Annotated in this window: 24 protein-coding genes; 17 read left to right on the forward strand and 7 right to left on the reverse strand. The window is 29.3% G+C overall.

All coding sequences use genetic code 11. The features are described from left to right. Positions 1 to 69: 69 nt before the first annotated feature. From czcD to FOC43_RS01850, 3 genes are read left to right on the forward strand one after another with little or no spacing between them, the layout of a single operon-like run. Entirely contained in the window at positions 70 to 1,011 is a 942-nt protein-coding gene (czcD, locus tag FOC43_RS01840; protein ID WP_002822511.1) for a CDF family cation-efflux transporter CzcD, read from the forward strand. After that, a complete protein-coding gene (locus FOC43_RS01845; protein ID WP_002777252.1) occupies positions 1,001 to 1,204 on the forward strand; it encodes a heavy-metal-associated domain-containing protein in 204 nt (67 codons plus the stop codon). The genes czcD and FOC43_RS01845 overlap by 11 nt, the downstream gene beginning before the upstream one ends. Beyond that, positions 1,204 to 3,327 (forward strand): heavy metal translocating P-type ATPase, encoded by a 2,124-nt coding sequence (locus tag FOC43_RS01850; protein WP_004283860.1) that lies wholly within the window; start codon positions 1,204 to 1,206, stop codon positions 3,325 to 3,327. The genes FOC43_RS01845 and FOC43_RS01850 overlap by 1 nt, the downstream gene beginning before the upstream one ends. A gap of 11 nt (positions 3,328 to 3,338) precedes the next feature. Here FOC43_RS01850 and FOC43_RS01855 read toward each other — a convergent pair whose 3' ends face one another. Together FOC43_RS01855 and rho are read right to left on the reverse strand one after the other, a co-directional pair. Further along, positions 3,339 to 4,895 (reverse strand): DNA polymerase III subunit gamma/tau, encoded by a 1,557-nt coding sequence (locus FOC43_RS01855; RefSeq protein WP_004283862.1) that lies wholly within the window; start codon positions 4,893 to 4,895, stop codon positions 3,339 to 3,341. Positions 4,896 to 4,897: 2 nt separating this feature from the next. Continuing rightward, positions 4,898 to 6,196 (reverse strand): transcription termination factor Rho, encoded by a 1,299-nt coding sequence (gene rho, locus FOC43_RS01860; RefSeq protein WP_002780613.1) that lies wholly within the window; start codon positions 6,194 to 6,196, stop codon positions 4,898 to 4,900. Positions 6,197 to 6,308: 112 nt separating this feature from the next. Here rho and FOC43_RS01865 point away from each other — a divergent pair, with 112 nt between their 5' ends. After that, entirely contained in the window at positions 6,309 to 8,672 is a 2,364-nt protein-coding gene (locus FOC43_RS01865; protein WP_004283865.1) for a heavy metal translocating P-type ATPase, read from the forward strand. After that, positions 8,665 to 8,865, forward strand: coding sequence for a cbb3-type cytochrome oxidase assembly protein (locus FOC43_RS01870; RefSeq protein WP_002777240.1), 201 nt, complete (start codon positions 8,665 to 8,667; stop codon positions 8,863 to 8,865). Before FOC43_RS01865 ends, FOC43_RS01870 begins: the two co-directional genes overlap by 8 nt. Positions 8,866 to 8,894: 29 nt before the next feature. Here the strand turns inward: FOC43_RS01870 and FOC43_RS01875 are convergent, their stop codons facing one another. Then, positions 8,895 to 9,194, reverse strand: a complete 300-nt coding sequence (locus FOC43_RS01875) for a c-type cytochrome (RefSeq protein WP_002777238.1) — start codon at positions 9,192 to 9,194, stop codon at positions 8,895 to 8,897. A gap of 76 nt (positions 9,195 to 9,270) precedes the next feature. Here FOC43_RS01875 and FOC43_RS01880 point away from each other — a divergent pair, with 76 nt between their 5' ends. Genes FOC43_RS01880 through gmhA form a run of 4 tightly spaced genes read left to right on the forward strand, consistent with a single transcriptional unit; the run spans position 9,271 to position 12,719 of the window. Further along, positions 9,271 to 9,834 (forward strand): D-glycero-alpha-D-manno-heptose-1,7-bisphosphate 7-phosphatase, encoded by a 564-nt coding sequence (locus tag FOC43_RS01880; protein ID WP_002787747.1) that lies wholly within the window; start codon positions 9,271 to 9,273, stop codon positions 9,832 to 9,834. Next, entirely contained in the window at positions 9,831 to 10,784 is a 954-nt protein-coding gene (gene rfaD, locus FOC43_RS01885) for an ADP-glyceromanno-heptose 6-epimerase (protein WP_004283871.1), read from the forward strand. Before FOC43_RS01880 ends, rfaD begins: the two co-directional genes overlap by 4 nt. Further along, a complete protein-coding gene (gene rfaE1 / locus FOC43_RS01890) occupies positions 10,777 to 12,162 on the forward strand; it encodes a D-glycero-beta-D-manno-heptose-7-phosphate kinase (protein WP_004283873.1) in 1,386 nt (461 codons plus the stop codon). The genes rfaD and rfaE1 overlap by 8 nt, the downstream gene beginning before the upstream one ends. Beyond that, positions 12,159 to 12,719, forward strand: a complete 561-nt coding sequence (gene gmhA, locus FOC43_RS01895) for a D-sedoheptulose 7-phosphate isomerase (protein ID WP_004283875.1) — start codon at positions 12,159 to 12,161, stop codon at positions 12,717 to 12,719. The genes rfaE1 and gmhA overlap by 4 nt, the downstream gene beginning before the upstream one ends. On the opposite strand, the gene waaF is transcribed toward gmhA, so the two are convergent. After that, positions 12,700 to 13,659, reverse strand: coding sequence for a lipopolysaccharide heptosyltransferase II (gene waaF / locus FOC43_RS01900; protein ID WP_032685565.1), 960 nt, complete (start codon positions 13,657 to 13,659; stop codon positions 12,700 to 12,702). The genes gmhA and waaF overlap by 20 nt on opposite strands. 58 nt (positions 13,660 to 13,717) lie before the next feature. Between waaF and FOC43_RS01905 the strand changes: the two genes are divergently transcribed. The 7 genes from FOC43_RS01905 to FOC43_RS09055 all read left to right on the forward strand — a co-directional run bounded on the left by FOC43_RS01905 (position 13,718) and on the right by FOC43_RS09055 (position 18,170). Next, the gene (locus FOC43_RS01905; protein WP_002780620.1) at positions 13,718 to 14,536 is read left to right on the forward strand and encodes a glycosyltransferase family 2 protein; all 819 of its coding nucleotides are present in this window, start codon (positions 13,718 to 13,720) and stop codon (positions 14,534 to 14,536) included. A gap of 11 nt (positions 14,537 to 14,547) precedes the next feature. Next, entirely contained in the window at positions 14,548 to 15,675 is a 1,128-nt protein-coding gene (locus FOC43_RS01910) for a polysaccharide pyruvyl transferase family protein (RefSeq protein ID WP_002780621.1), read from the forward strand. A gap of 485 nt (positions 15,676 to 16,160) precedes the next feature. Further along, a complete protein-coding gene (locus FOC43_RS01915) occupies positions 16,161 to 16,505 on the forward strand; it encodes a hypothetical protein (protein WP_002780624.1) in 345 nt (114 codons plus the stop codon). A gap of 9 nt (positions 16,506 to 16,514) precedes the next feature. After that, positions 16,515 to 16,703, forward strand: coding sequence for a sulfatase-like hydrolase/transferase (locus FOC43_RS09050; protein WP_032682936.1), 189 nt, complete (start codon positions 16,515 to 16,517; stop codon positions 16,701 to 16,703). A 4-nt stretch (positions 16,704 to 16,707) separates the two neighbouring features. Then, complete coding sequence (locus FOC43_RS01925; RefSeq protein ID WP_050456352.1) at positions 16,708 to 17,484, forward strand: sulfatase-like hydrolase/transferase; 777 nt, start codon at positions 16,708 to 16,710, stop codon at positions 17,482 to 17,484. Between the two features lie 96 nt (positions 17,485 to 17,580). Beyond that, the gene (locus FOC43_RS01930) at positions 17,581 to 17,853 is read left to right on the forward strand and encodes a hypothetical protein (RefSeq protein WP_002780626.1); all 273 of its coding nucleotides are present in this window, start codon (positions 17,581 to 17,583) and stop codon (positions 17,851 to 17,853) included. A 185-nt stretch (positions 17,854 to 18,038) separates the two neighbouring features. Then, the gene (locus FOC43_RS09055; protein WP_004283885.1) at positions 18,039 to 18,170 is read left to right on the forward strand and encodes a hypothetical protein; all 132 of its coding nucleotides are present in this window, start codon (positions 18,039 to 18,041) and stop codon (positions 18,168 to 18,170) included. Positions 18,171 to 18,180: 10 nt separating this feature from the next. Here the strand turns inward: FOC43_RS09055 and FOC43_RS01935 are convergent, their stop codons facing one another. Beyond that, the gene (locus FOC43_RS01935) at positions 18,181 to 19,071 is read right to left on the reverse strand and encodes an alpha-2,3-sialyltransferase (protein ID WP_002780628.1); all 891 of its coding nucleotides are present in this window, start codon (positions 19,069 to 19,071) and stop codon (positions 18,181 to 18,183) included. A gap of 243 nt (positions 19,072 to 19,314) precedes the next feature. After that, complete coding sequence (gene yibB / locus FOC43_RS01940; RefSeq protein ID WP_002780629.1) at positions 19,315 to 20,256, reverse strand: protein YibB; 942 nt, start codon at positions 20,254 to 20,256, stop codon at positions 19,315 to 19,317. Positions 20,257 to 20,323: 67 nt separating this feature from the next. Between yibB and FOC43_RS01945 the strand changes: the two genes are divergently transcribed. Then, entirely contained in the window at positions 20,324 to 21,304 is a 981-nt protein-coding gene (locus tag FOC43_RS01945) for a capsular polysaccharide synthesis protein (RefSeq protein ID WP_002780630.1), read from the forward strand. Here FOC43_RS01945 and FOC43_RS01950 read toward each other — a convergent pair. Next, a complete protein-coding gene (locus tag FOC43_RS01950; protein WP_002780631.1) occupies positions 21,297 to 22,454 on the reverse strand; it encodes a glycosyltransferase in 1,158 nt (385 codons plus the stop codon). The two genes, FOC43_RS01945 and FOC43_RS01950, sit on opposite strands and share 8 nt — an antisense overlap. Position 22,455 lies beyond the last annotated feature (1 nt).

Below are 22,455 nucleotides of genomic sequence, written 5' to 3' on the forward strand. Positions count from 1 at the left end.
ATGAAAAATATAAATCTTTATATCCTTTTTAGTTTAATATCTTAAAATATCAAGCAAAAAGGATATAAAATGTATGAATTTTTACTACACGAACCCTTAGTGAATAAATCTAAACATAACCACGAAGATCACTCTCATGAACATCATCATGCTGATGCAAGGAGTGTGGATAAAAAAATATTGAAAATTTCTCTTTTGATGACTTTTTCAATGATGCTGGTTCAATTTATATACTCTTTACTTTCTAATTCTCTTGCGCTTTTAAGTGATACTTTGCATATGTTTTCAGATGTTTTTGCTCTAACACTTAGTTTTTTAGCTATTATCGCTATAGAAAAATGGCAGGATCATCAAAAGACTTTTGGTTATTTTCGCTTAGAAATTTTGGTCGCATTTATCAATGCTTTAACTATCATTTTATCAGCGATTTTTATCATCTATGAAGCTATAGAAAAGCTTATAAATCCAAGCAGTATCGATGCTAAAACTATGATTATAGTAGCTGTTTTAGGTTTTTTAGTCAATGCTATAAATGCTTTTATGATGTTTAGAGGCGCAAATTTAGAAAATGTCAATATGAAATCAGCCTTTTTGCATATGATGAGTGATTTGCTGGGCTCTTTGGTAGTGATTATAGGTGGTATTGCTGTATATTTTAGCGGTATAGTTTATATAGATACGATTTTAGCTATTATTTTATCGCTTTTACTTTTAAGATGGGCTATAACACTTCTTAAGCAAAGTGTAAATATTTTACTTGAAACCTCTCCTGTGGATATAGAAGAGGTAAAACAAGCTTTGCTTTTAAATTCTAAAGTAGAAGAGGTGATTGATTTGCATATCACACAAATTACCAATAAAATGTTAGTAGCTTCTATGCATTTACGAGTTAATATCGATGATTTGAAAGAATTTGAACAATTATCTTATGATTTGTCGCATGATTTGTTACACCGATTTGAAATAGGGCATATTACCATTCAACCTTTAAGGAGTAAAAATGAAATTTAAAGTCGCAAATATCAATTGTCAAAATTGTGCAAATTTGATTAAAAATTCTTTAGAAGATATTTTTGGAGAGATCAAAATAGATCTTGATGCAAATCCCCGCACACTAAGTTTGAATTTAGATAGCTCGAGAGAAGAAGAATTTAAAAAAGAACTTGGCGAACTTGGTTTTGAAGTTTTAGAAAAGATTGAATAATGCAAGAATTTCGTGTAAAAATAGGCAAAATGACTTGCGTAAATTGCTCTAATGCCATAGAGCGTGCTTGTAAGAAAATACAAGGAGTGAGTGATGCAAGTGTTTCTTATGTGAATTCTAGTGGGGTATTTTTACTCGAAGATGAGGCAAGGAGTCAAGATGTGATTGAAAAAATTCAAAGTCTTGGCTTTGAGATTTTAGAAAATGAGCAAAATTTGGAAGAATACCGTAAAAAAGAACTCATCTCCTTGCGTAAAAATTTGCTTTTAAGCATAGTTTTAAGTGCTTTGATTATGTATTTTGAAATGTTTGACACAAGTTTTTTAAGTCAAAATATGCAAATGCTTCTAAGCTTTTTTGTGATTTTTTATTGCGGTAGGACTTTTTTTTCTCATGCGATTAAGGGTTTAAAAAATTGGAATTTAGATATGAATACCTTAATCGCTTTAGGCTGTATCAGTGCCTTTGCTTACTCTTTTTGTATATATTTAAATCTTTTTGAAGATGAAAAGCACCTTTATTTTAGCGGTGCGGCCATGATTATAAGTTTTGTGCTTTTGGGTAAATTTTTAGAGACAAATGCTAAATTTAAGGCTTTGAATTATCAAAAAAGACTCAATGAAATTGATATAAAAAAGGCTAAAATTTTAAACGAAGCAGGGGAGCTTAATGAAATTTTAAGTGCTTTTGTTAAAAATGGAGATATTATAGTAGTAAGAGAGGGTGAAAGCGTAGCAGTTGATGGGGTAGTGATCCAAGGTAAGGCCGAGATTGATACGAGTTTTTTAAGCGGAGAATTTTTGCCTAGCAGTGTAAGAGTTGATGATGAGATAAAGGCAGGCTCTATACTTTTAAATGGAAATTTACATATAAAAGCAAGTAAAAAGGCTATGGATAGCACTTTAGAACAGATCAAAGATCTTGTCTTTAAAGCAGGAAATGTCAAAACTCCTTTGGAAAATTCAGTCGATAGAATTTCTAGATATTTTGTCATCACAATAATCGCTTTTGCCTTGGCAGTTTTTGTATTTTGGAGTTTTAAAGTAGGCGTAAGTGAAGCTTTTTTACACGCTTGTGCAGTCCTTTTAATCTCTTGCCCTTGCGCCTTAGGGCTTGCAACTCCTATCGCTTTAATCACCGCTCAAGGTGCGGCGATGAAAAATTTTATCCTAATCAAAAACCCTGCTGCTTTAGAAAATTTAAATAAAATCAAGACAGCTTTTTTTGATAAAACAGGCACCTTAACGCAAAATAATTTAGAACTTTTTAGGCACAATTTAAATGCTAAAGATTTTCAAATGCTAGCCTTAATCGAAAGTTCAAGTTCTCATCCTATCGCTAAGGCTATCTTTAAAGCTTCTAAGATAAAAGCTCAAATTCTAAAAGGAAGTAGTGAAATTTTTATAGGCAAGGGTGTAAAATACATAGAAGAAAATGAAGAATACTTGCTAGGAAATTTAAAATTTATGCAAGAGAGTGGAGTAAAAAATTTAGAAAAGGCAGATGAATTTTTACAGAGTTTAAAAGAAGAAGCTTTAATTTGTGTGTATTTTGCTAAAAATGGTGAGTGCTTAGGGGTGCTTACTCTAAAAAATACCTTAAAAGAAGGGGCTAAAGAGCTTATAGAGGATTTTAAAAAGCAAAAAATTCAAAGCATTATTTTAAGTGGAGATAATGAAAAAAGCGTACAAAGTGTCACAAATTTATTGGGTATTGCTGATTTTAAGGCAGGATTGTTGCCTGAAGAAAAATTGCAAATCATTAAAGAGCATAAGCAAAATTCACTTTTTGTAGGAGATGGGATTAATGATGCAGCTGCTTTAAATTTAGCAAGTGTGAGTATGAGTTTTAAAGAAGGAAGTGATTTAGCTAAAAATGCTGGAGATTTTATACTTATGAAAGATGATTTAAGGCTTATTTCTTGGTGTTTTAAGCTTGCTAAAAAGACAAAAAATATTATTAAGCTCAATCTTTTTTGGGCGTTTTTTTATAATATTCTTTGTATTCCCATAGCCGCAGGCTTTGTGCCTTTCATCACTTTAAGTCCTCATTTAGCAGCACTTGCAATGTGTTTTAGCTCACTTTGTGTAGTGCTTAATTCTCTAAGACTTAGAAAAGTCTAAGCTTTAGAGACTTAGTTTTCTATTTTGGGTTCGCCAAAATATTCTCTTAAAGCTTCTTTTGTATCCTCTTGAGGATCAAATTTCTTTGCTCCTTGTTTTAGCTCATTAAAAGAAGAGTGAAGATCTATTTTTTTAGGAGCTTGTGCTTCATTATTTTGTTGAGGCAGTTCTTGGGTTAGGGATTGTAATTTGCTCTCATCTATAATGATTGCTTTTTGCACGACAATTTTAGCATTAGAGCCAAAATGATTTCTAAAAAGTTCTTGAATGAGTTTAAAGCCCTTATTAAGCTTATCGCGGTTACTTCCTTGCGCGTTTGAACTAATAGTTAAAATTTCATTTTCATAACTTACAAATTGAGTGCTTTGTTTAAAGCATTCTCCAAGTTCATAATCTCTATCGTAGATTTTTTCAAGTAAAATTTCGTATGCATTTTTAATCGTTGAAGATTTTTGAATCTCTAATACTATAGGGGTTTTTACCTCTTGTTTTTCTAGATTAGAATTTGTATTTGTAAGGTTTTTTTGAATTTCATTAATTTGTGTATCGATTTCTTTTAAATGACTTGCTTCCATCATCATAAAAGCCATCACACAAAGCGTAAAGCCATCATCATCACAGATGAGATTTTTTGCTCTTGCTAGGATACGGAAAAACCTTTCATAAATGAGAGTTGAAAATTCACTGCTTTTTGCAAAAAAACTTTCTTTTAGATAAAAAAGCATTTCATCGATCACGCTTGAGGCTTCATAGTCTTTAAGCTCTTCTAAAAAATCAAAAACTCTATCCTTGTTTTTGGTTAAAATGGCATGGTAAAATTCTTTGATTTTAGCAGGATCTAAAAAACCCAACATATCAGTAATCTTACTCGTGCTTATATCATTTTGGCAAAAGATAATAGCTTGATCAAGCAAGGTAAGAGTATCTCTTAAAGAGCCATTTCCACTTCTTGCGACAAATTTCAAGGCTTCTTCTTCAAATTTGACATTTTCCTTGTTTAAAATTTCTTTTAAATGATTTAAAATTTCATTTTGTGGAATTTGTTTGAAGCGAAAATGTTGTGTCCTTGAAAGCACGGTAGCGGGCAATTTCAAAGGATCGGTGGTCGCTAGGATAAATTTCACATAGCTTGGAGGTTCTTCTAGTGTTTTTAAAAGTGCATTAGCAGCTTGAGGTGTTAGCATATGCACTTCATCGATGATAAAGATTTTAAATCTTGCCATAGAAGGGGTATATTTAGTTTGTTCAATAAGAGCTTGTATGTCTTCTAGCCCGCGATTGCTAGCGGCGTCCATTTCTATGATGTCTATATGTTTACCTTCAAGTGCGGCAAGGCATTGTTTGCAAGTTCCACAAGGAGTATCACTTGGGCCATTATCACAAACTAGAGCTCTAGAAAAAATTCTGGCACTTGAAGTTTTACCGCTTCCGCGTAAGCCTGAAAAGAGATAAGCATGAGCTAGGCGATTGTGATTTAATGCATATTTTAAGCTTGTGCTGACTGTTTTTTGTCCTATGAGTTCATCAAAGGTTTTAGGTCTGTATTTAATCGCTAAGGCTTGAAGCATCTCTACTCATTCATAATAGATAAAAGTTCTACATTGTCTTTAGTTTTTAACATTTTTGAATAAAGAAATTTAAGCGCTTCGATATCATCCATTTGAGAAATCGCTGAACGAATAGCCCAAATTTTTTGTAGTTCTGCCACTCCTTGTAAAAGTTCTTCTTTTCGAGTTCCAGATTTGATGATATTAATCGCAGGATAAATTCTTCTATCTGAAATATTTCTATCTAAGACTATTTCGCTATTACCCGTTCCTTTAAATTCTTCAAAGATCACATCATCCATTCTTGAACCTGTGTCGATAAGTGCAGTTGCTACTATGGTCAAAGATCCGCCATTTTCTATATTTCTTGCTGCACCAAAAAAGCGTTTAGGTTTATGAAGTGCATTAGCATCCACCCCACCACTTAGTACCTTTCCACTGCTTGGAGTTGCAGTGTTATAAGCTCTAGCAAGCCTTGTGATACTATCTAGCAAAATGATAACATCTTTGCCTGTTTCTACCATTCTTTTTGCTTTTTCGATAACTAGTTCTGCCACGCGAACATGATTATAAGCAGGCAAATCAAAAGTAGAGCTAAACACTTCACCCTTTACACATCTTTGCATATCAGTAACCTCTTCAGGTCTTTCATCGACTAAAAGAACGATTAAATGCATTTCAGGATGATTTTTAGCAATCGCACTTGCTAGCTCTTTCATAAGTTCTGTTTTACCCGTTCTTGGCGGTGCTACGATGAGTCCGCGTTGTCCTTTACCTATAGGGGTAAAAAGATCTAAAATTCTTCCAGTTAATTTCATAGCATCGTATTCGAGTTTGATTTTTTCTGTTGGAAAAATAGGAGTTAAGTTATCAAATAAAGGTCTTTCTTTAGCTTCTTGCAAAGGCAAATAATTAATCGCTTCTATTTTCAAAAGAGCATAGTATTTTTCCTGATCCTTAGGCTCTCTAACTTGTCCAGTTACTATATCGCCCACGCGTAGAGCAAATTTACGAATTTGTGAGTTTGAAACATAAGCATCATTGACACTATCGCTTAAATTTGAATCCATACCCCTTAAAAAGCCATAACCTTCTGAAGAAATTTCTAAAATTCCTGTAAAAAGGATAAAACCACCCTTTTTGGTTTGGGCTTTTAAAATTTCAAAAATGAGTTCTTGACGGCGAAATTCTCTAGGATTTTCTATCTCGCATTCATTAGCTATTTTAACTAGGTTTTCTAAGTCAAGTAGTTTTAAGTCTTCAATTTTATAACCCTCCACTGGAATGTGGGTTCTTTGATGTTGTTTTTTTTCTTTTTCCATAAGTCCTCGCAAGAAAGCAGTAATTTTGTAGCAAATTAAAACCGTGATTTTAGTAAAAAAATATACTTTTTGTCAAATTTGTCTATAATTATAAAAAATATTTTTTTAAAGAATGATTATGAAATGTGAACATTGTAGACTAGATTATCAAAAATCTCAAATGATAGAAGCTAAGGGTAAATTTTTTTGCTGTAGGGGCTGTTTGAGCGTTTGGGAAATTTTACATGAAAGTGACTTAGATGAATTTTACGAAAGATTGGGCAATAACGCACTAAAGCCGGTTAGCTTGGAATTTTCTAACAAAAATTATGATGAGTTTATCACCAAAACCAAAGAGGGTTTTAGCGAAATTTATCTCATGATACACGGTATAGAATGCTCTGCTTGTGTTTGGCTTAATGAGAGAGTTTTAACCAAACAAGAAGGAATTTTGGAATTAGATATCAATCACCTTTCGCATAAAGCACGCATTGTTTTTGATGAGCAAAGCGTTTCTTTGGCACAAATTTTAAATCTTATTGAAAGCATAGGATACAAAGCCAGTGCTTATGATCCGTCTAAAAATTCCAAAAAGGCGGATTTGATCAAGCGCGAATTTTATTCTAAACTCATAGTTGCCATTGCTTGTGTGATGAATATCATGTGGATAGCAGTAGCAAAATACGCGGGATTTTTTAGCGGTATGGATAGAGATATTAAAGATATTTTAAATTTTGCTGAATTTATCCTTTGCTCTCCTGTGCTTTTTTATACGGGTTCGAATTTTTATAAAAGCGCTTTTAAAGCCCTAAAAATGCGTAGTTTAAATATGGATAGTTTGGTTATAAGCGGAGCAAGCTTGGCTTATGGATATTCTTTATGGGCGATGTTTTTTAGAGTGGGTGAGGTGTATTTTGATTCTGTGGCTATGATTATTTGTTTTGTTTTTATAGGCAAGTATCTTGAAATGTTTAGCAAAAAACGCGCTTTGGATACAGTAGATGGCTTAAATGATTTTTTACAAAATGAAGTTTTGGTTTTTAATGGCAAAGATTTTGAGCCTAAAGATGTTCAAAAGGTCAATATCGGAGATAGAATTTTACTTAAAAGTGGGGATAAAATTCTCATAGATGGAATTTGCAAAAAGGGTGAAGCAAGTATCGACACTTCTTCTTTAAGTGGTGAAAATGAGCCTTGCTTTGTAGGTGTAGGTGGCATTGTAAATTCAGCTTGTATTGTGCTAGATGGAAGTATAGAATATGAAGCAAATAAGCTTTATAAGGATTCTAAATTAAATCAAATCATAAGACTTTTAGAATTTGCTAGTACTAAAAAAGCTAGGCTTGAAAGTTTGGTTTCTCAAATTTCTGCTTATTTTTCTCGTACTATTTTAACCCTTGCCTTGCTTTGCTTTTTGTTTTGGTTGTTTTATCATAAAGAAAGTGTTGAAATTTCACTTGTTCATGCAATTTCTGTTTTAATCATCGCTTGTCCTTGCGCTCTTGCTCTAGCTACTCCAGTAAGCAATCTTATCGCTTTGGGTCAGGCTTTAAAAAGGGCGATTTTGTTTAAGGATTCAAGCGTGGTTGAAAAACTTTCAAAATGCGATATAGCAGTATTTGATAAAACAGGAGTTCTTACTCAAACCCAATTAAAAATAGCTGAAGTTTTTTTAGATGAAAGGCTAAATTTAAATGAGTTTTATAGCTTTGTATCGCTTTCAAATCATCCTATTGCTAAAAGTGTAGCGCAGTTTTTACAAGATAAAAATGCAAAGCTTTTAAATTTGGATTTTAAGGGTTTGAGCAATATTCAAGCAAAGGGCATTAAAGCTTGTCTTGATAATACTTTATTTTTGGGCGGAAGTTCGAAATTTTTAGAAGATAATGGGATAAAATGTAAAAAAGAATTTAACAATTCTCATTTTATCTTTGCGCGTGATAATGAAATTCTTGCTTATTTTGAATTTTCAAGCGTATTAAGAGAAGGTGCTAAAGAGCTTATATCTTATCTTAAACAAGCTAAGATTGATACGATGATTTTAAGTGGAGATAATGAAAGAGCGGTTGAAAAAATTGCCAAAGAATTAGGAATTACTTCTTTTTATGCTTCCTGCTTGCCTCAAGATAAAATGCAAGCAATTGAAAATTTAAGTCATAAGAAAAAAGTTTTATTTGTAGGCGATGGAGTCAATGATGCCTTGGCTTTAAAATATGCTGCTGTGGCAATATCTTTGCGAGAAGGGAGTGATTTGGCGATTGAAAATAGTGATATTTTGCTTTTAAAAAATGATTTGCTTTCTTTAAAATACGCCATTAAGCTTTCTAAGGATACTTATAAAATTATCAAGCAAAATTTAATCCTTTCTTTAGCTTACAATGCTTTTACCATACCTTTGGCATTTTTAGGTTTAATTAATCCTTTAATTGCAGCGCTTTCTATGTCTTTTAGTAGTATAATGGTGATTTTAAATGCTTTAAGGATAAAAAATGAATAGTGTAATCATGATGATGATAGGGGTTTCAATACTGGGTTTTTTTATTATACTGGCTACCTTGCTTTGGGGGATAAGGACTAAACAATTTGATGATGATTATAAATTTACTACTCTAAATGATGATGAGGATGCTTTGCGCGATGCTATAGAATTAGAAAAAAGAAAAAAAGAAGCTTTAGAAAAGAGAAAATAAAGGCTTTCTAAATTTTGAAAGCCTTAAAATTATAAAGTTTCGATATAAGCTTCGATAGCTTTGAAATCTTCTTCAGTTAAACCTTTAAGGTTGATTTTCATGATAGCGCCTTGTCCATAAGCATTTCTTTTACCTTCTGAGTATTCTTTCATATATTGAAGTCTTTCAGCTGAAGAGATGCTTTTTAATGCTGGAACTTTGTTTAGATAAACTTTATCTGCTTTTGCGCCGTGGCATACTGCACATTTTTTAAAAAGTGTAGCTCCATCTGCGGCGAAAGCTGATACGCCAAGACATGCTAAAGCAGAAACTACTAATAATTTTTTCATTATATTCTCCTTGAAAAGTTTTAATACATAATAATTATATATTTTTAACTTTAACATTTTTCTTAAAAATATCAAAATGTTTATTTTCTTTAATTTGAATTATATTATAATATATTCTATGAAAAGAAAAGCGTTATTTTTAGATAGGGATGGCATTATAAATATAGATAAAAAATATATCTATAAAATTCAGGATTTTGAGTTTTGTGATGGAATTTTTGAGCTTTGTAGATATTTTTTAGCGCAAAAATACTTGCTTTTTGTAGCCACGAACCAATCAGGCATTGCAAGAGGATATTACACCCAAGAAGACTTTTTTAAGCTTTGTGATTTTATGCTTAATGAATTCTTGAAAGAGAATATAAAGATTGATAAAATTTATCATTGTCCTCATTTGGAGGGTTGTGAGTGTCGCAAGCCTAAGGCAGGGATGCTTTTAAAAGCTAGGGAAGAATTTGATATAGATATGGGTAATTCTATTTTTATAGGGGATAATCTTAGCGATATGCAAGCTGGAAAAAATGCACAAATTGGCACTTTGTGTTTGGTAAATGAAGAAGAAAAAGAAGGCGATTTTTTTAGACAATTTAAAAATTTAAACGAACTTTTAGATTTTTTCAAAAAAAAGGAAGATAGATGAAAATAGCAATCACAGGTGGTGCAGGATTTATAGGTTCGCAACTGGCTTTAAATTTGCAAGAAAAACATGAAATTTTAATCATCGATAAAATGCGTAGTTATGCGACTTTTGAAAATGGAAATTTGCAAAGTTTTGGACACTTTAAAAATTTACTCGATTTTAATGGTGAGCTTTTTGTGGGTGATATTAACGATGAAAAGGTTTTAAAAAAAATCGAAGATTTTAAACCCGAAGTGATTTTTCATCAAGCAGCGATTTCAGATACAACGGTTTTTGATCAAACTAAGGTTTTACAGACGAATCTTAATACTTTTAAAGATTTTATAGAACTCAGCATAAAACTTCACGCAAAGCTTGTTTATGCTAGTTCAGCTTCTGTTTATGGCGATGCAAAAAGCCCACAAACCGTAGGCAAGGATGAAGAGCCTAAAAATCCTTACGCATTTTCCAAATTTATGATGGATAAGCTAGCTAAAAAATACTACGATAAAGCCCATTTGGTAGGACTTAGGTATTTTAATGTTTATGGTAAGGGTGAGTTTTATAAAAATAAAACCGCTTCGATGGTGGTGCAGTTTGCTCATCAAATTTTAGCTGGAAAAAATCCGCGTTTATTTGAAGGAAGTGATCAAATTTTTAGAGATTTTACTTATATCAAAGATGTTATCAGTGCAAATTTAATCGCTCTTGAATCAAAATGCGGGGTTTATAATGTAGGAAGTGGAGTAGCAAGAAGCTTTCAAGATATAGTAGATATTTTACAAAAAGAACTTCATACAAATTTAACTTGCGAGTATATCCCTAATCCTTATGCAAAATCTTATCAATTTCATACTCAAGCAAAATTAGATGAAACTTGGGGTTATAAGCCAAAATTTAGTCTTGAAGAGGGGATTAAAGATTATTTAGATGAGATAAAAAGACTTTTTGAAAAGGAAGTAAATGCTTGAGTTTTTAAGCCAGCAAAAACCTAAAATTTTAATTATAGGGGATTTTATGGTGGATAATTACACTTGGTGTGATTGTTCGCGCATTAGTCCTGAAGCTCCTGTTTTAGTGGCAAAAACTTTAAAAGAAGATAAAAGACTAGGCGGAGCGGCAAATGTTTATGCAAATTTAAAAAGTCTAGGAGCAGATGTTTTTGCGCTTGGTGTCGTAGGAGATGATGAGAGTGGGAAATTTTTAAAAGAAAATTTAAAAGGAGAATTTTTAATCCAAAAAGGACGCAAAACCCCTTTTAAAAATCGCATAATGGCACATAATCAGCAAGTTTTAAGACTTGATGAAGAGGATACGAGTGCGATTTTGCTAGAAGATGAGCTTGTAGAATTGTTTAACAAAAGAATTGAAAATTTTAAAGCTGTGGTTTTAAGTGATTATGCAAAAGGAGTTTTAACGCCTAAAGTGTGTAAGGCTTTTATCCAAAAAGCAAATGAGCTAAATATACCTATTTTAATCGATCCTAAAGGAAATGATTTTGGTAAATACAGTGGAGCAACGCTTTTAACACCCAATAAAAAAGAAGCTTTAGAGGTTTTGAAATTTGAGAATTTAGAGGGCGAAAATTTAGAAAAAGGTATTAAAAAACTAAAAGAAGATTTTAGTTTGCGTTATTCTATCATCACGCTTTCAGAAGCAGGGATTGCTCTTTTTGATGAGAATTTGCGCATAGCTCCTGCTAAGGCTTTAGAAGTTTATGATGTAACCGGAGCAGGTGATAGTGTCATCGCTGTTTTGGCTTTTTGTTTGGCTAGTGGGGTAGAAATTTTTAAAGCTTGTGAGATTGCAAATGAAGTAGCGGCTATCGTGGTGAGTAAAATAGGCAGTGTGAGTGTGACCTTTGATGAGATGAAAAGTCTTAAACGCGTAGGTTTTGAAAAAAAGATCAAAACCAAAGAAGAGCTTTTAAAGATTTTGGAACAAAGCGATAAAAAGATCATTTTTACAAATGGTTGTTTTGATATCGTGCATTTTGGACATATAAAATATCTTGAAAAAGCAAAAAGATTGGGCGATATTTTAATCGTTGGTTTAAACTCTGATAAAAGTGTAAAAAGGCTTAAGGGTGAAGATCGTCCCATAAATTCAGAATTTCAAAGAGCTTGTATGCTTGCGGCTTTTTATTTTGTGGATTTTGTAGTGATTTTTGATGAGGATACACCTTTAGAGCTTATAAGCTTTTTAAAGCCTGATATTTTGGTAAAAGGAGCCGATTATAAAGATAAGCTTGTAGTGGGTTCAAATTTAGTTTCAAGAGTTGAATTGATCGATTTTGAAGAGGGGTTTAGTACAAGTAAGATTATAGAAAAAATCAAGGATAAAAAATGATAAATTTAGTAGAAAAAGAATGGCAAGAACATCAAAAAGTTGCCGAGGAAAGTGAAATTTTAAAAGGGCAAATCGCAAAAGTAGGCGAGCTTTTGTGTGAGTGTTTAAAAAAAGGTGGAAAAATTTTAATTTGTGGAAATGGTGGGAGTGCCGCAGATTCTCAACATTTTGCAGCGGAGCTTAGCGGCAGATATAAAAAAGAACGCAAAGCTTTAGCGGGTATAGCTTTGACAACAGACACTTCAGCACTTAGTGCTATAGGCAATGATTATGGATTTGAGTTTGTTTTTTCAAGGCAAGTAGAAGCTTTGGGAAATGAAAATGATATTTTAATAGGCATTTCAACCAGTGGAAAAAGTCCTAATGTCCTAGAAGCATTTAAAAAGGCTAAAGAGTTAAATATGCTTTGCTTGGGGCTTAGCGGTAAAGGAGGCGGAAAGATGAATGAGCTTTGCGATCATAATCTTGTCGTGCCAAGTGATGATACGGCTAGAATTCAAGAAATGCATATCTTAATCATGCACACGCTTTGTCAGATCATAGATGAGGGTTTTTAAGTAAATTTCTAGCTTCTTCTATAACCCTTTGAGGCTTTAAATCTTTCATACATTTGTGGTGTTTTAAAGGACAGGTTTTTTGCATACAAGGCATACAAGCTAGATCTAAATACACTAATTTTGCGTTTTCATTTTGCCAAGGTGAAGTTTGGGTAAATTTCGTAGGGCCAAAAATAGCCACGGTTTTTACCTTATAAACCGCACTTATGTGCATAGGTCCACTGTCATTTGTGATGAAAAGATCGCAAAAAGCGATATTTTGACAAAGGGTTTTGATGGTGGTTTTATTGCAAAGATTTTTTACTTTTATGTTTTGTTCTTTTAAAATTTGATAAATTTCATTACAAAGTTCTTGTTCGGCTTTTCCTGCGCCAAAGATTACAATTTCATGACTTTGGCTGAAATTTAAAGCCACTTTAGCAAAATAACTCGCATCCCATCTTTTTGCACTTCCAAAGCTTGCACCAGGGTTGAGTCCTAGAATTTTTTTACCATTTCTTAAGATAAGAGGGTTTTGAAATTTTAGCTTAAATGGAAGTTTTAAGTCCTTAAAATGAGCTTTTGTATTAAGTGAGTTTTCTATAAAATAAAGGTATTTTAAAACTTGATGTTCTTCTTTGTGCTTGTTTTTGTCAAAAAAATATCTTTGTTTTGTTTTAAGAATATGTAAGATAATCTTGGAAGAAAACGCAGATCTAAAAGCAAAGCTAAGATCGATTTTACCAAGTTCTTTGCGTAAAGATAGGGCTTGTTTGTAGCGGGATTGTTTATTTTCTATGATGGTTTTAGAATTAGGAAATTCTTTAAAAAGTGCTGTGGAAACCAAAGATCCATAAAGGATAAATTGGGCATTTTTAAAATGTTCTTTTATAGCGTATAAAGCAGGTGAAGCCATCACTGCGTCGCCTAGCCAAGTGGGAAGATGTATAAAAATTTTCATAAATTTCCTAAACTTTGATAGAATTGTTTTTATTATTTTAACAAAATTTAGGAAAAATATGCCACAACTTTCGATCATAATCCCGCTTTTTAATTCTTGTGATTTTATTTCAAGGGCTTTGCAAAGTTGTATAAATCAGACTTTAAAAGATATTGAAATTTTGATTATTGATGATAAAAGTAAAGATAATAGTTTAAATATAGTTTTAGAATTTGCTAAAAAAGATCCAAGGATAAAAATCTTTCAAAATGAGGAAAATTTAGGCACTTTTGCAAGCAGAAATTTGGGAGTTTTACATTCCAGTTCTGATTTTATAATGTTTTTAGATAGTGATGATTTTTTGACGCTTGATGCTTGTGAAATAGCGTTTAAAGAGATGAAAAAAGGTTTTGATTTACTTTGTTTTGATGCCTTTGTGCATAGAGTAAAAACCAAACAATTTTATCGTTTTAAACAAGATGAAGTTTTTAATCAAAAGGAATTTTTAGAATTCTTAAGCAAACAAAGGCATTTTTGCTGGTCGGTTTGGGCGAAGTGCTTTAAAAAAGATATCATCTTAAAAAGTTTTGAAAAAATTAAAATAGATGAGCGTTTGAGTTACGGCGAAGATGTGCTTTTTTGTTATATTTATTTTATGTTTTGCGAGAAAATAGCTGTTTTTAAAACTTGTATTTATCATTATGAATTTAATCCAAATGGAAGATATGAAAACAAAAATAAAGAAATTTTATGGCAGAATTATCAAGATAAAGTAAAAAGCAATGAGCTGATAAAAAAGCTTTCTTTAGAATTTGAAAATGATAAATTTTACAAACAATTGTTCGATGTTTTAAATAAAGAAGAGTTGGATTTAAAAAGAAGGATTGATAATTTATAGGGATATTAAAAATGATTTTTAAAAAAATACGTGTTTTAAAGTGGCAAATATTGTCTTTAATTTATAAAAAAGATCATTATAGGTATAAAATTTATATGTATAATCATCAAAATAAAAATTTTATTTTAAAAAAATACTCTCATTTGATTAATAAAAAATTTTCTAGTTTTGGTATGAAAAAATATCCAAGGAGAGAGGAAATAGGAGGAGATTATTGTCTTTTTAAATACTTGTATATTCCCGGGATTAAAGCATATAACTTAGGAGATTATATTCAGACAATTGCTACAAGAAGTCTCATAGAGCTAATTGATAAAAATGCAAAATTTCATTTTTACAATAGAGATAGTTTTAGTCTTTATAATAAAAAAGAAAGTATATGTATTATGCAAGGTTGGTTTGCGGATGATTATAATTTTTTGCCTAATGAGCGAATTTTTCCAGTTTATATAGGGACTCATTTCACTAAAAAAATGCAAGAGTATTTTGATGTTTTAAATGTTGATTTTAAAGATTTTGAAATAGGATGTAGAGATTTATCTACTTTAGATTATTTCAATAAGAAAGGTGCAAATGCTTATTTTTCTAGGTGTTTAACTTTGACTTTACCGAAAAGAGAAGTTAGTGCAAAGCAAAATTCTATATTTTTGGTTAATTTAAATCATGAAATGAGTTCCTTGCTTCCCGATTTTATTAAAAAGGAGGCAATAGAAATTAATCAAAAAGCTATAAAAATTAAAAACAGAAATCTTAAAAATGAATGGCAAGAATGCTATAAAGAAGCTCAAGATATTTTAGAAAAATATGCATCAGAGGCAAAACTGGTTATAACCACAGCTCTTCATTGTGCAGCGCCTTGTATAGCCTTAGGAATTCCTGTTATCTTGTTGCAAGAAGATAAAGTTTATGAAGATAGATTTTCAGCGTTAAAGGGTATTTTAAAACCTTATACTTTTAATGATTTGAAAGACAATCGAATTGACTTTGAACCAAAAATTCTTGATATTGAATTTTTAAAAGAAATGATGATTAAAAATTTAAAATTGACTTTAAAAAAACATATGTTTACTTTAAACAAAGATGAAGAAAAAGAATTAAATAGTATTAGAAATAAAATTGCACATTTTGAAATAATATGATATTATTTTTAAAAACATAAATATCTAATTTGCATGAAGTGAGAAATTTACATTTTAAGTAAAATAATGTCACAATAAATTTTTTATAATATTTTTATTTCGGGATTAATTAATATTAAATGTTGTTTTTATGAAAAGTTTTGTTTATGTTTTGAGTGTAAATATTATTTTATTTTCCTTGATATATTTATCTAAGCAAGTTTATTTCAATTTTAAATTATTCTCAAAAAGAATGTTTCAAATTATAAGACGTAATTTTAGTGTATTGTATATTTTATTTTTTGTTATTAGTTTTTTCCTGATTTTTTTAAAACTATATTTGAATTTGTTTTGGTGGCTTTATTTTTTATAGTAGGAATTGTGAATTTATTTTTATTTTTTAAATTTAATTCTTTTTTAAATACAACTTTTTTAGAAGCTATCCTGTTTACAACTATTTCTGAAACAAAAGAATTTATATCAAGCTATTTTGATTTTAAGATAATATGTATATTAAGTGGTTTTTTATTTTTAGTATAGTTTTATTTTTAATCCCTTATAATGGTTTGTTATTTTTACCTAATGAGTATCATATTTTAGATATTTCTAAAATTATCATTTTTCTTGTATGTTTGATTTCAGTTGTAAAAAAGCCACATAAGTATTTTATAGATGATTTTTTACTTTATAGTTGGTTTGAGGCTATAAAAACAATAAGAGGAAATGCAAATGAGTATTTAATGCAACTTAATGATTTAGAACGAGAATTAAAAAAACAAAATAAAACTTACAAAGTTATCAATTCTAAAAATATTCCAAAAATTGTTGTTATAATGGGAGAATCAACTTAAAGGAATTATATGAGTCTCTATAATTATAAATTAAAAACAACACCAAAATTAGAGGCTTTAAGAAATAGTGAAAATCTTTTTGTTTTCACCGATGTTATAGCACCTCATGCTCATACAAATCCAGCAATTTCTAAAATTTTTACATTTTCAAATTATGAAAATAGCTCCATCGCTTGGTTTAAACAAAAATATTGTTAATATTATGAGCGAGGGTGGATATTATACCTATTGGATTAGTAATCAAGAATCTGTATCTACGCTTGGTAATGCGCCAGAATCAATGGCAAGGTTATCTAATAAAGCTATATTTTTAGACAATTTCTTTACAGGACAAACTCTTGCAAGAGACGAGCAGATACTAGAGGAATTAAAAAAACTTTCTCACAAAGAAAAAGAATTTCATATCTTGCATTTACAGGGAACACATATGGAATACGCCAAGCGTTACTCTAAAGTATTTGAAAAATTTAGCATTAAAGATTTAAAAGAAAATTGTTTAGATAATTTAAATGGAAGTGCAAAGCTAAATGATAGGCAAGCAAAGATAAAATCACACTATTTAAATGCTATCTATTATAATGATTTTGTTGTAAGCGAAATTTGTAATTATTTTAAAGATGAGGAAGCTATTGTTTTTTATCTTAGCGATCATGGTGATGAAGTTTATGATTTTAGAGATTTTTTTGGTTATACTGAAACAATTGGTTCAAGATATATGGCTGAAATTCCTTTTATGATTTTTACAAGTGATAAATTAAAACAAAACCATCCAGATATAATCAATAAAATCAAAAAAGCACAAAATTTACTTTTTATGAGCGATGATTTTTTGCATGCATTTTTAGATCTTTTAGGTTTAGATGTGGAAGATTTAGAAAACAATCGCAGCTTGTTTAGCGATAATTATAATAAAGATAGAATTAGATTGTTTGCAAATAAAAATTATGACGAAGAGCTAAAGTTGTGTGGCAGTGATTGACAATATCCTTTTAAATCTCCTAGTAAAATTTGGCTTCATAGGACAAATGATTTAAAAAAATTTAATGATTTTAAAGAAAAGTATCAAAGTTTTGAAGTGGATGTGCATTATTTAGCAGAAAAAAATTACTTTGATATAGGACATGATAGGAGGGAGGAATCAATATTTTTAAATTTAAAAGATTTGCTAAAATTAGCTGTGATTAGAGATGAAGAAATAAGACCTTTGCAAACTAAATTGTGGATAGATTTTAAAAATCTTAATGAATATAATATGCAAAAATCACTCCAAACGCTTTTAGGCATATGTAAAGAAACTGGCTTTAATATTAAAAATTTGATTGTTGAAAGTCCAAATTTAAGTTTTTAGGCATATTTAAAAGCCATGGTTTTTATACAAGTTATTATTTATTTGAAATAACAAGTGCAAATCTTTTACAAAATTCTGATCAAATAAAAAAACAAATTCAAAAAGCAATCGATACTGATAATTTTAACGCTATAAGTTTTCCTTATAGGGAATATTTATATCATTTTTTAAAAGAATCTAAATTTATGATTAAAAATCAAGACATTGATTTACTTACTTGGAATGAAAGTAAAGATTTATTTTATAATATCACCATAAAAGCCTTTTTTGATCCTCAAGTTAAGATTATATTAAGTGGAGAAAAAGGGACAATATAGATAGTTATCCCTATCTTGTATATCTTGTTTTTGAGTAATAATGTCTTATGCGTCTTGGAACTTGCACAAGTTCGTGAAAAAACTTAATAATTATATTGGATTCCAAATAAAGTCGTTTATATCTTCTTACAGCTTTAATTGGTGGAGTAAGCTGGGTTTTAATAGCATCTTTTGGACGTTCTATGGGTTTAAAAATATTTTCATTGTTTTGTATTGGATGTAGAGGTATAAATGCATTTATAGAGCTATTTGGACAAATTGAAAAAATTTTTACATTATACTGCTGTTGTAGAAAATCCAAAATTTTTAAATCAATACTTTTATGATGCATTTTGGTAGTTCGTTTTTTGCTTTCTTTTATTTTTTCAATTTTTTCGCTAAAATAGTTATATTTTTCATCTCCAAAATCCATGCCAGCTAAATAAATTTCTTTATAGCCACATGCAACAGCGCAACATATAACATAAGTGCCAGTAAGCATTTCTGTTGTGTTATATTCATAGCAAAAGTCAAAATCTATCATGTTACTTAATTCTTTTAGCTTATAAAAGAAAGCATCATATCCATTTATAGCTGCTGGGAAAAAATATTTGAAATTTTCACGAAAAATTTTCTCTTTTCTATCTTGAAAATTATACATTTTACAGACTATATTTTCACATTCATAATCACCATTTTGGAGCATTTTTTGCATAGTATAATACTCATTAAAAAAATAAGGAATAACAAAAAATGCAGCTTTTATTTTTTTTCCTGTATAATATTTATCTTCTGCGTAAAAATGATTGCAACGGAATATATCATATTCTTTCGGAAGTAGAGAATAATCAATTTCTTTCAAACTAGGCCCATTCCCTGCTATTAATACAGATTTTTTTGTAAAATTTAAATTTTTATTCATTTTTAAAACCTTTATTAATTTCTATTATATTATACAGAATTTTTGATTTTTATTTTTGAAACATACATGCTTATTTAATTACTTTTAAGTGAGTGGTTTTGGCGATAATTTTTATTTATAAATATATTATAACATTTATTAAAATAATTTATATTAAGTTTATTTATTGTTAAAATTAAAAATGAGATTTTATTTATTTTACTAAAATAATTCAAGCTTTTTAAAAATTTATAGTTCATTTGATTATAAATCTATATTTTTTTTATTAATAAATTTATAATAACCATATTTTAAAGAATGAAATAAAAATTTAAAATACTGTTTATTGTAGATATCTTTTTTGATTTCTTCTTTAATGGTTTTGTAGTATTTACTATTCTTTCTTTTGAAGGTTAAATGTGATTTAATATCATCAGGAATAAAAGAAAGCAACGAGCCAAACCATTCATAAGTTCTAATAATTTTATAATTATCTGGATTATTTCTTGTGCACCACAAAAGCATAATTTGATCATCATCTACAATATTAAAAGATAAGAAACAATTTAAACATTTTTCAAAATCTTGCTTGAAAATCTTCCAAGAATTGATATTGCCATAAAAAATACTTCCTGTTATAAAAATTTCCATATTGTAATAAATTGCTGGAATAGTATTTTTCTCTTCATTTTTAATTGAGAAAAAATTAATTTTTTTGTCATTTATGTTTTTTGGTTTTTCTAGTAAAAAATTAAATTCTGCTTTATTGGTAAAAAATTCATCTCTGTGATTAAAACCAAAATCAAGCCATATTATATTTTCACTGCTTAATTTTTTTTCTATAGCATCAACTACAAAAAAAGGTTTTAAATACATTAAATAACAATACATTGCATTATTGCACTCAATGTTTTTTGGATGTTTTCTATTTAAACTTTGATCATAGTTATTAAAGGTTTCTTGGATTTTTTCAAAATTTTCTTTGTCAAATTCTTTTAAATCTTTTGTAATGATTATAGTTTTATCTTCTAAATTATGTTTTTTTCTAATTTCTAAAATAGCTTCTTTCATATCATCTGTAGTGTAAATAATTACCTTATTCTTTAAGCCTGCCCAAAAATCGAAGTAAGACAAATATTGTTCATTGCTTCTTGTGGTTCTGCCTACATTATAAAAAGCGGTAACAATGGTTATTTCTTTTTGCATTATTATGTATAAACCTTAAATATTTTTTGATATTATATTAAAATAATTTTTAAAAAGGTTTGAAACTATGAATTTGTACAATAAGATAATATATAATTTAACCAATTTAATTCCTATAAAACCTTTAAGAAGAAAATTAAGGGCTCATATATCTTACAAAATAGATCATCCAAAAGTAAGTAAGTATTTAGATGAAAATTATATACAACCCTTTTTTAAAGGCAAAATTCCTTCATTCGTTTTTAAGAAAAAGCAAGATTTTAAAGACAATAAAATTATATGGCAATTATGGTTTCAAGGCGAGGAAAATGCAAGCTATATGATACGGCAATGTTTTAAATCGGTAAAGAAGCATATGGGTAGTGAGTATAAAATTATCATTTTAAATGAAAAAAATATAGAAAATTATTTAGAATTTCCAGACTTTGTACTTGAAAAAATCAAAAAAAAGACTTTTGGAGAAAAAACTATAGTATTTTTTTCTGATCTTTTAAGGGTATGTTTATTGGCTACTTATGGAGGGATTTGGTGCGATGCAAGTATATTTTTAAGCGATAAAATTCCGCAAGATCTAAGAAATAGGGAATTTTTTGCTTTTGAAAGAGCAAGACATAGACCAAATAAGAAAGAACTAAAAAAGTTTATCAAAAGTCCATATTTTTCCTACGGTTACTTTAATTGGAATGATGATTTTATGGTTAGACTTCTAAACAGTTTTTTAATAGCAAAAGAAAATAATAAAATTGTTAGTGTTTTAAGAGATTTATTGATATATTTTTGGCAAAAAGAAGAAAACTCAAAATATTTTTATTATTTTACTCAGCAAATTTTATTTGAACTTCTAAAACGAAATGGTTATATTAAAAATGAAATCTTTGAAAATAAAAGTGATATAGAATGCCATTTATTGCAATTTTATGCTAAGGATAAATTTGATAACAAGCTTTGGGAGGAGATTAAAAAACAAAGTTTTTTACATAAACTAACGCATTTTAGAAGTGTAAAAAAAGATTCTTATATAGATAAAATCATTATGCAAGTTAATTAAAAATATTTTTAATTCTTTGTAAAATTTTCCATATATCATAAGGTAAAATATTGTGTGCAAAGGGCTTGATTTTATCTAGTTCATTTTTAAGATTTAAAGGATCAAGATTTGTTTTGTTAAATTTCAAAGCCTTTTTTGCATAAAATGGTAAAAAAACTTCTTTTATAGCTTTACTATTTTCGTTTTCTAGTTTATTTTGAAAGAAATCTATGAGTTTTAACATGGTAATTACTCTGCTTGCTAGTTTTAAATATTCTTTAGCTAGTTTGGCATCTTCATCAAAAGCTCTATAAATATCTTTATAATAATGAGAAATATTGGCTTTGGTTACTTTTTTATCATGATTTGAAATACTATTTGTTCTAAGTAAGCATTTATAGAGTTTTTTTGGTAAGACATAAATCATGTTCGCGCTAGCAAAAAGAACCATGCCAAAATGTATATCTTCGTTGATAATATAATTTATAAATTTAAGCTTAATTTGTTTTAAAAAATTAAAATCAATCATTCCACCCCAACTAAAGGAAATATCTCTTGAACCAACTTTTAGAGCTCTTTGGGCATAATCTTTTGGGCTTATAATACATTCTTCTTTATATTGAAAAATTTGCATTCTTGTATTTTGCCCTTTGTTTTTAATTTCTTTTTCGTAAATACATAGATGATCAAACCATAATACATCTATACCTTGCATTTTTTTAACACACTCTTTTATGCAATCTTTTTCCCAAGAATTATCAGAATCTAAAAAAATTAAGTAATCAATATTAGGAATTTTTAAAATTTTATCTTTGCAAGCATTTTTTCTTTTGTAAATTTTATAAACATTTTGTGGATTTTCATTGGCAATTATAAAAGTATAAAAATCATCTTTTTCATCTGAAAACTCAAGCTTATATTCTTTATAAAAATATTCGAGTCCCGTATTTCTAGCTGAACTAAGCCCTCCATTTTCTTTATCAAAAAGAGTGATTCTTTGATCTTTTAAGGCATACTCTTTTGCGATCTCAAAAGAGTTTTTATCAGTGCTTCCATCATTAACTAGTATGATTTCTAAATTGTTAAAGCTTTGATTAATTATGCTTTCTAGGCATTCTTTTAAAAAATTTTCTACATTGTATATAGGTACAATCACACCAACTTTTTTCATT

This window comes from Campylobacter coli (genome assembly GCF_009730395.1).
In the GTDB taxonomy this organism is placed as follows: domain Bacteria; phylum Campylobacterota; class Campylobacteria; order Campylobacterales; family Campylobacteraceae; genus Campylobacter_D; species Campylobacter_D coli.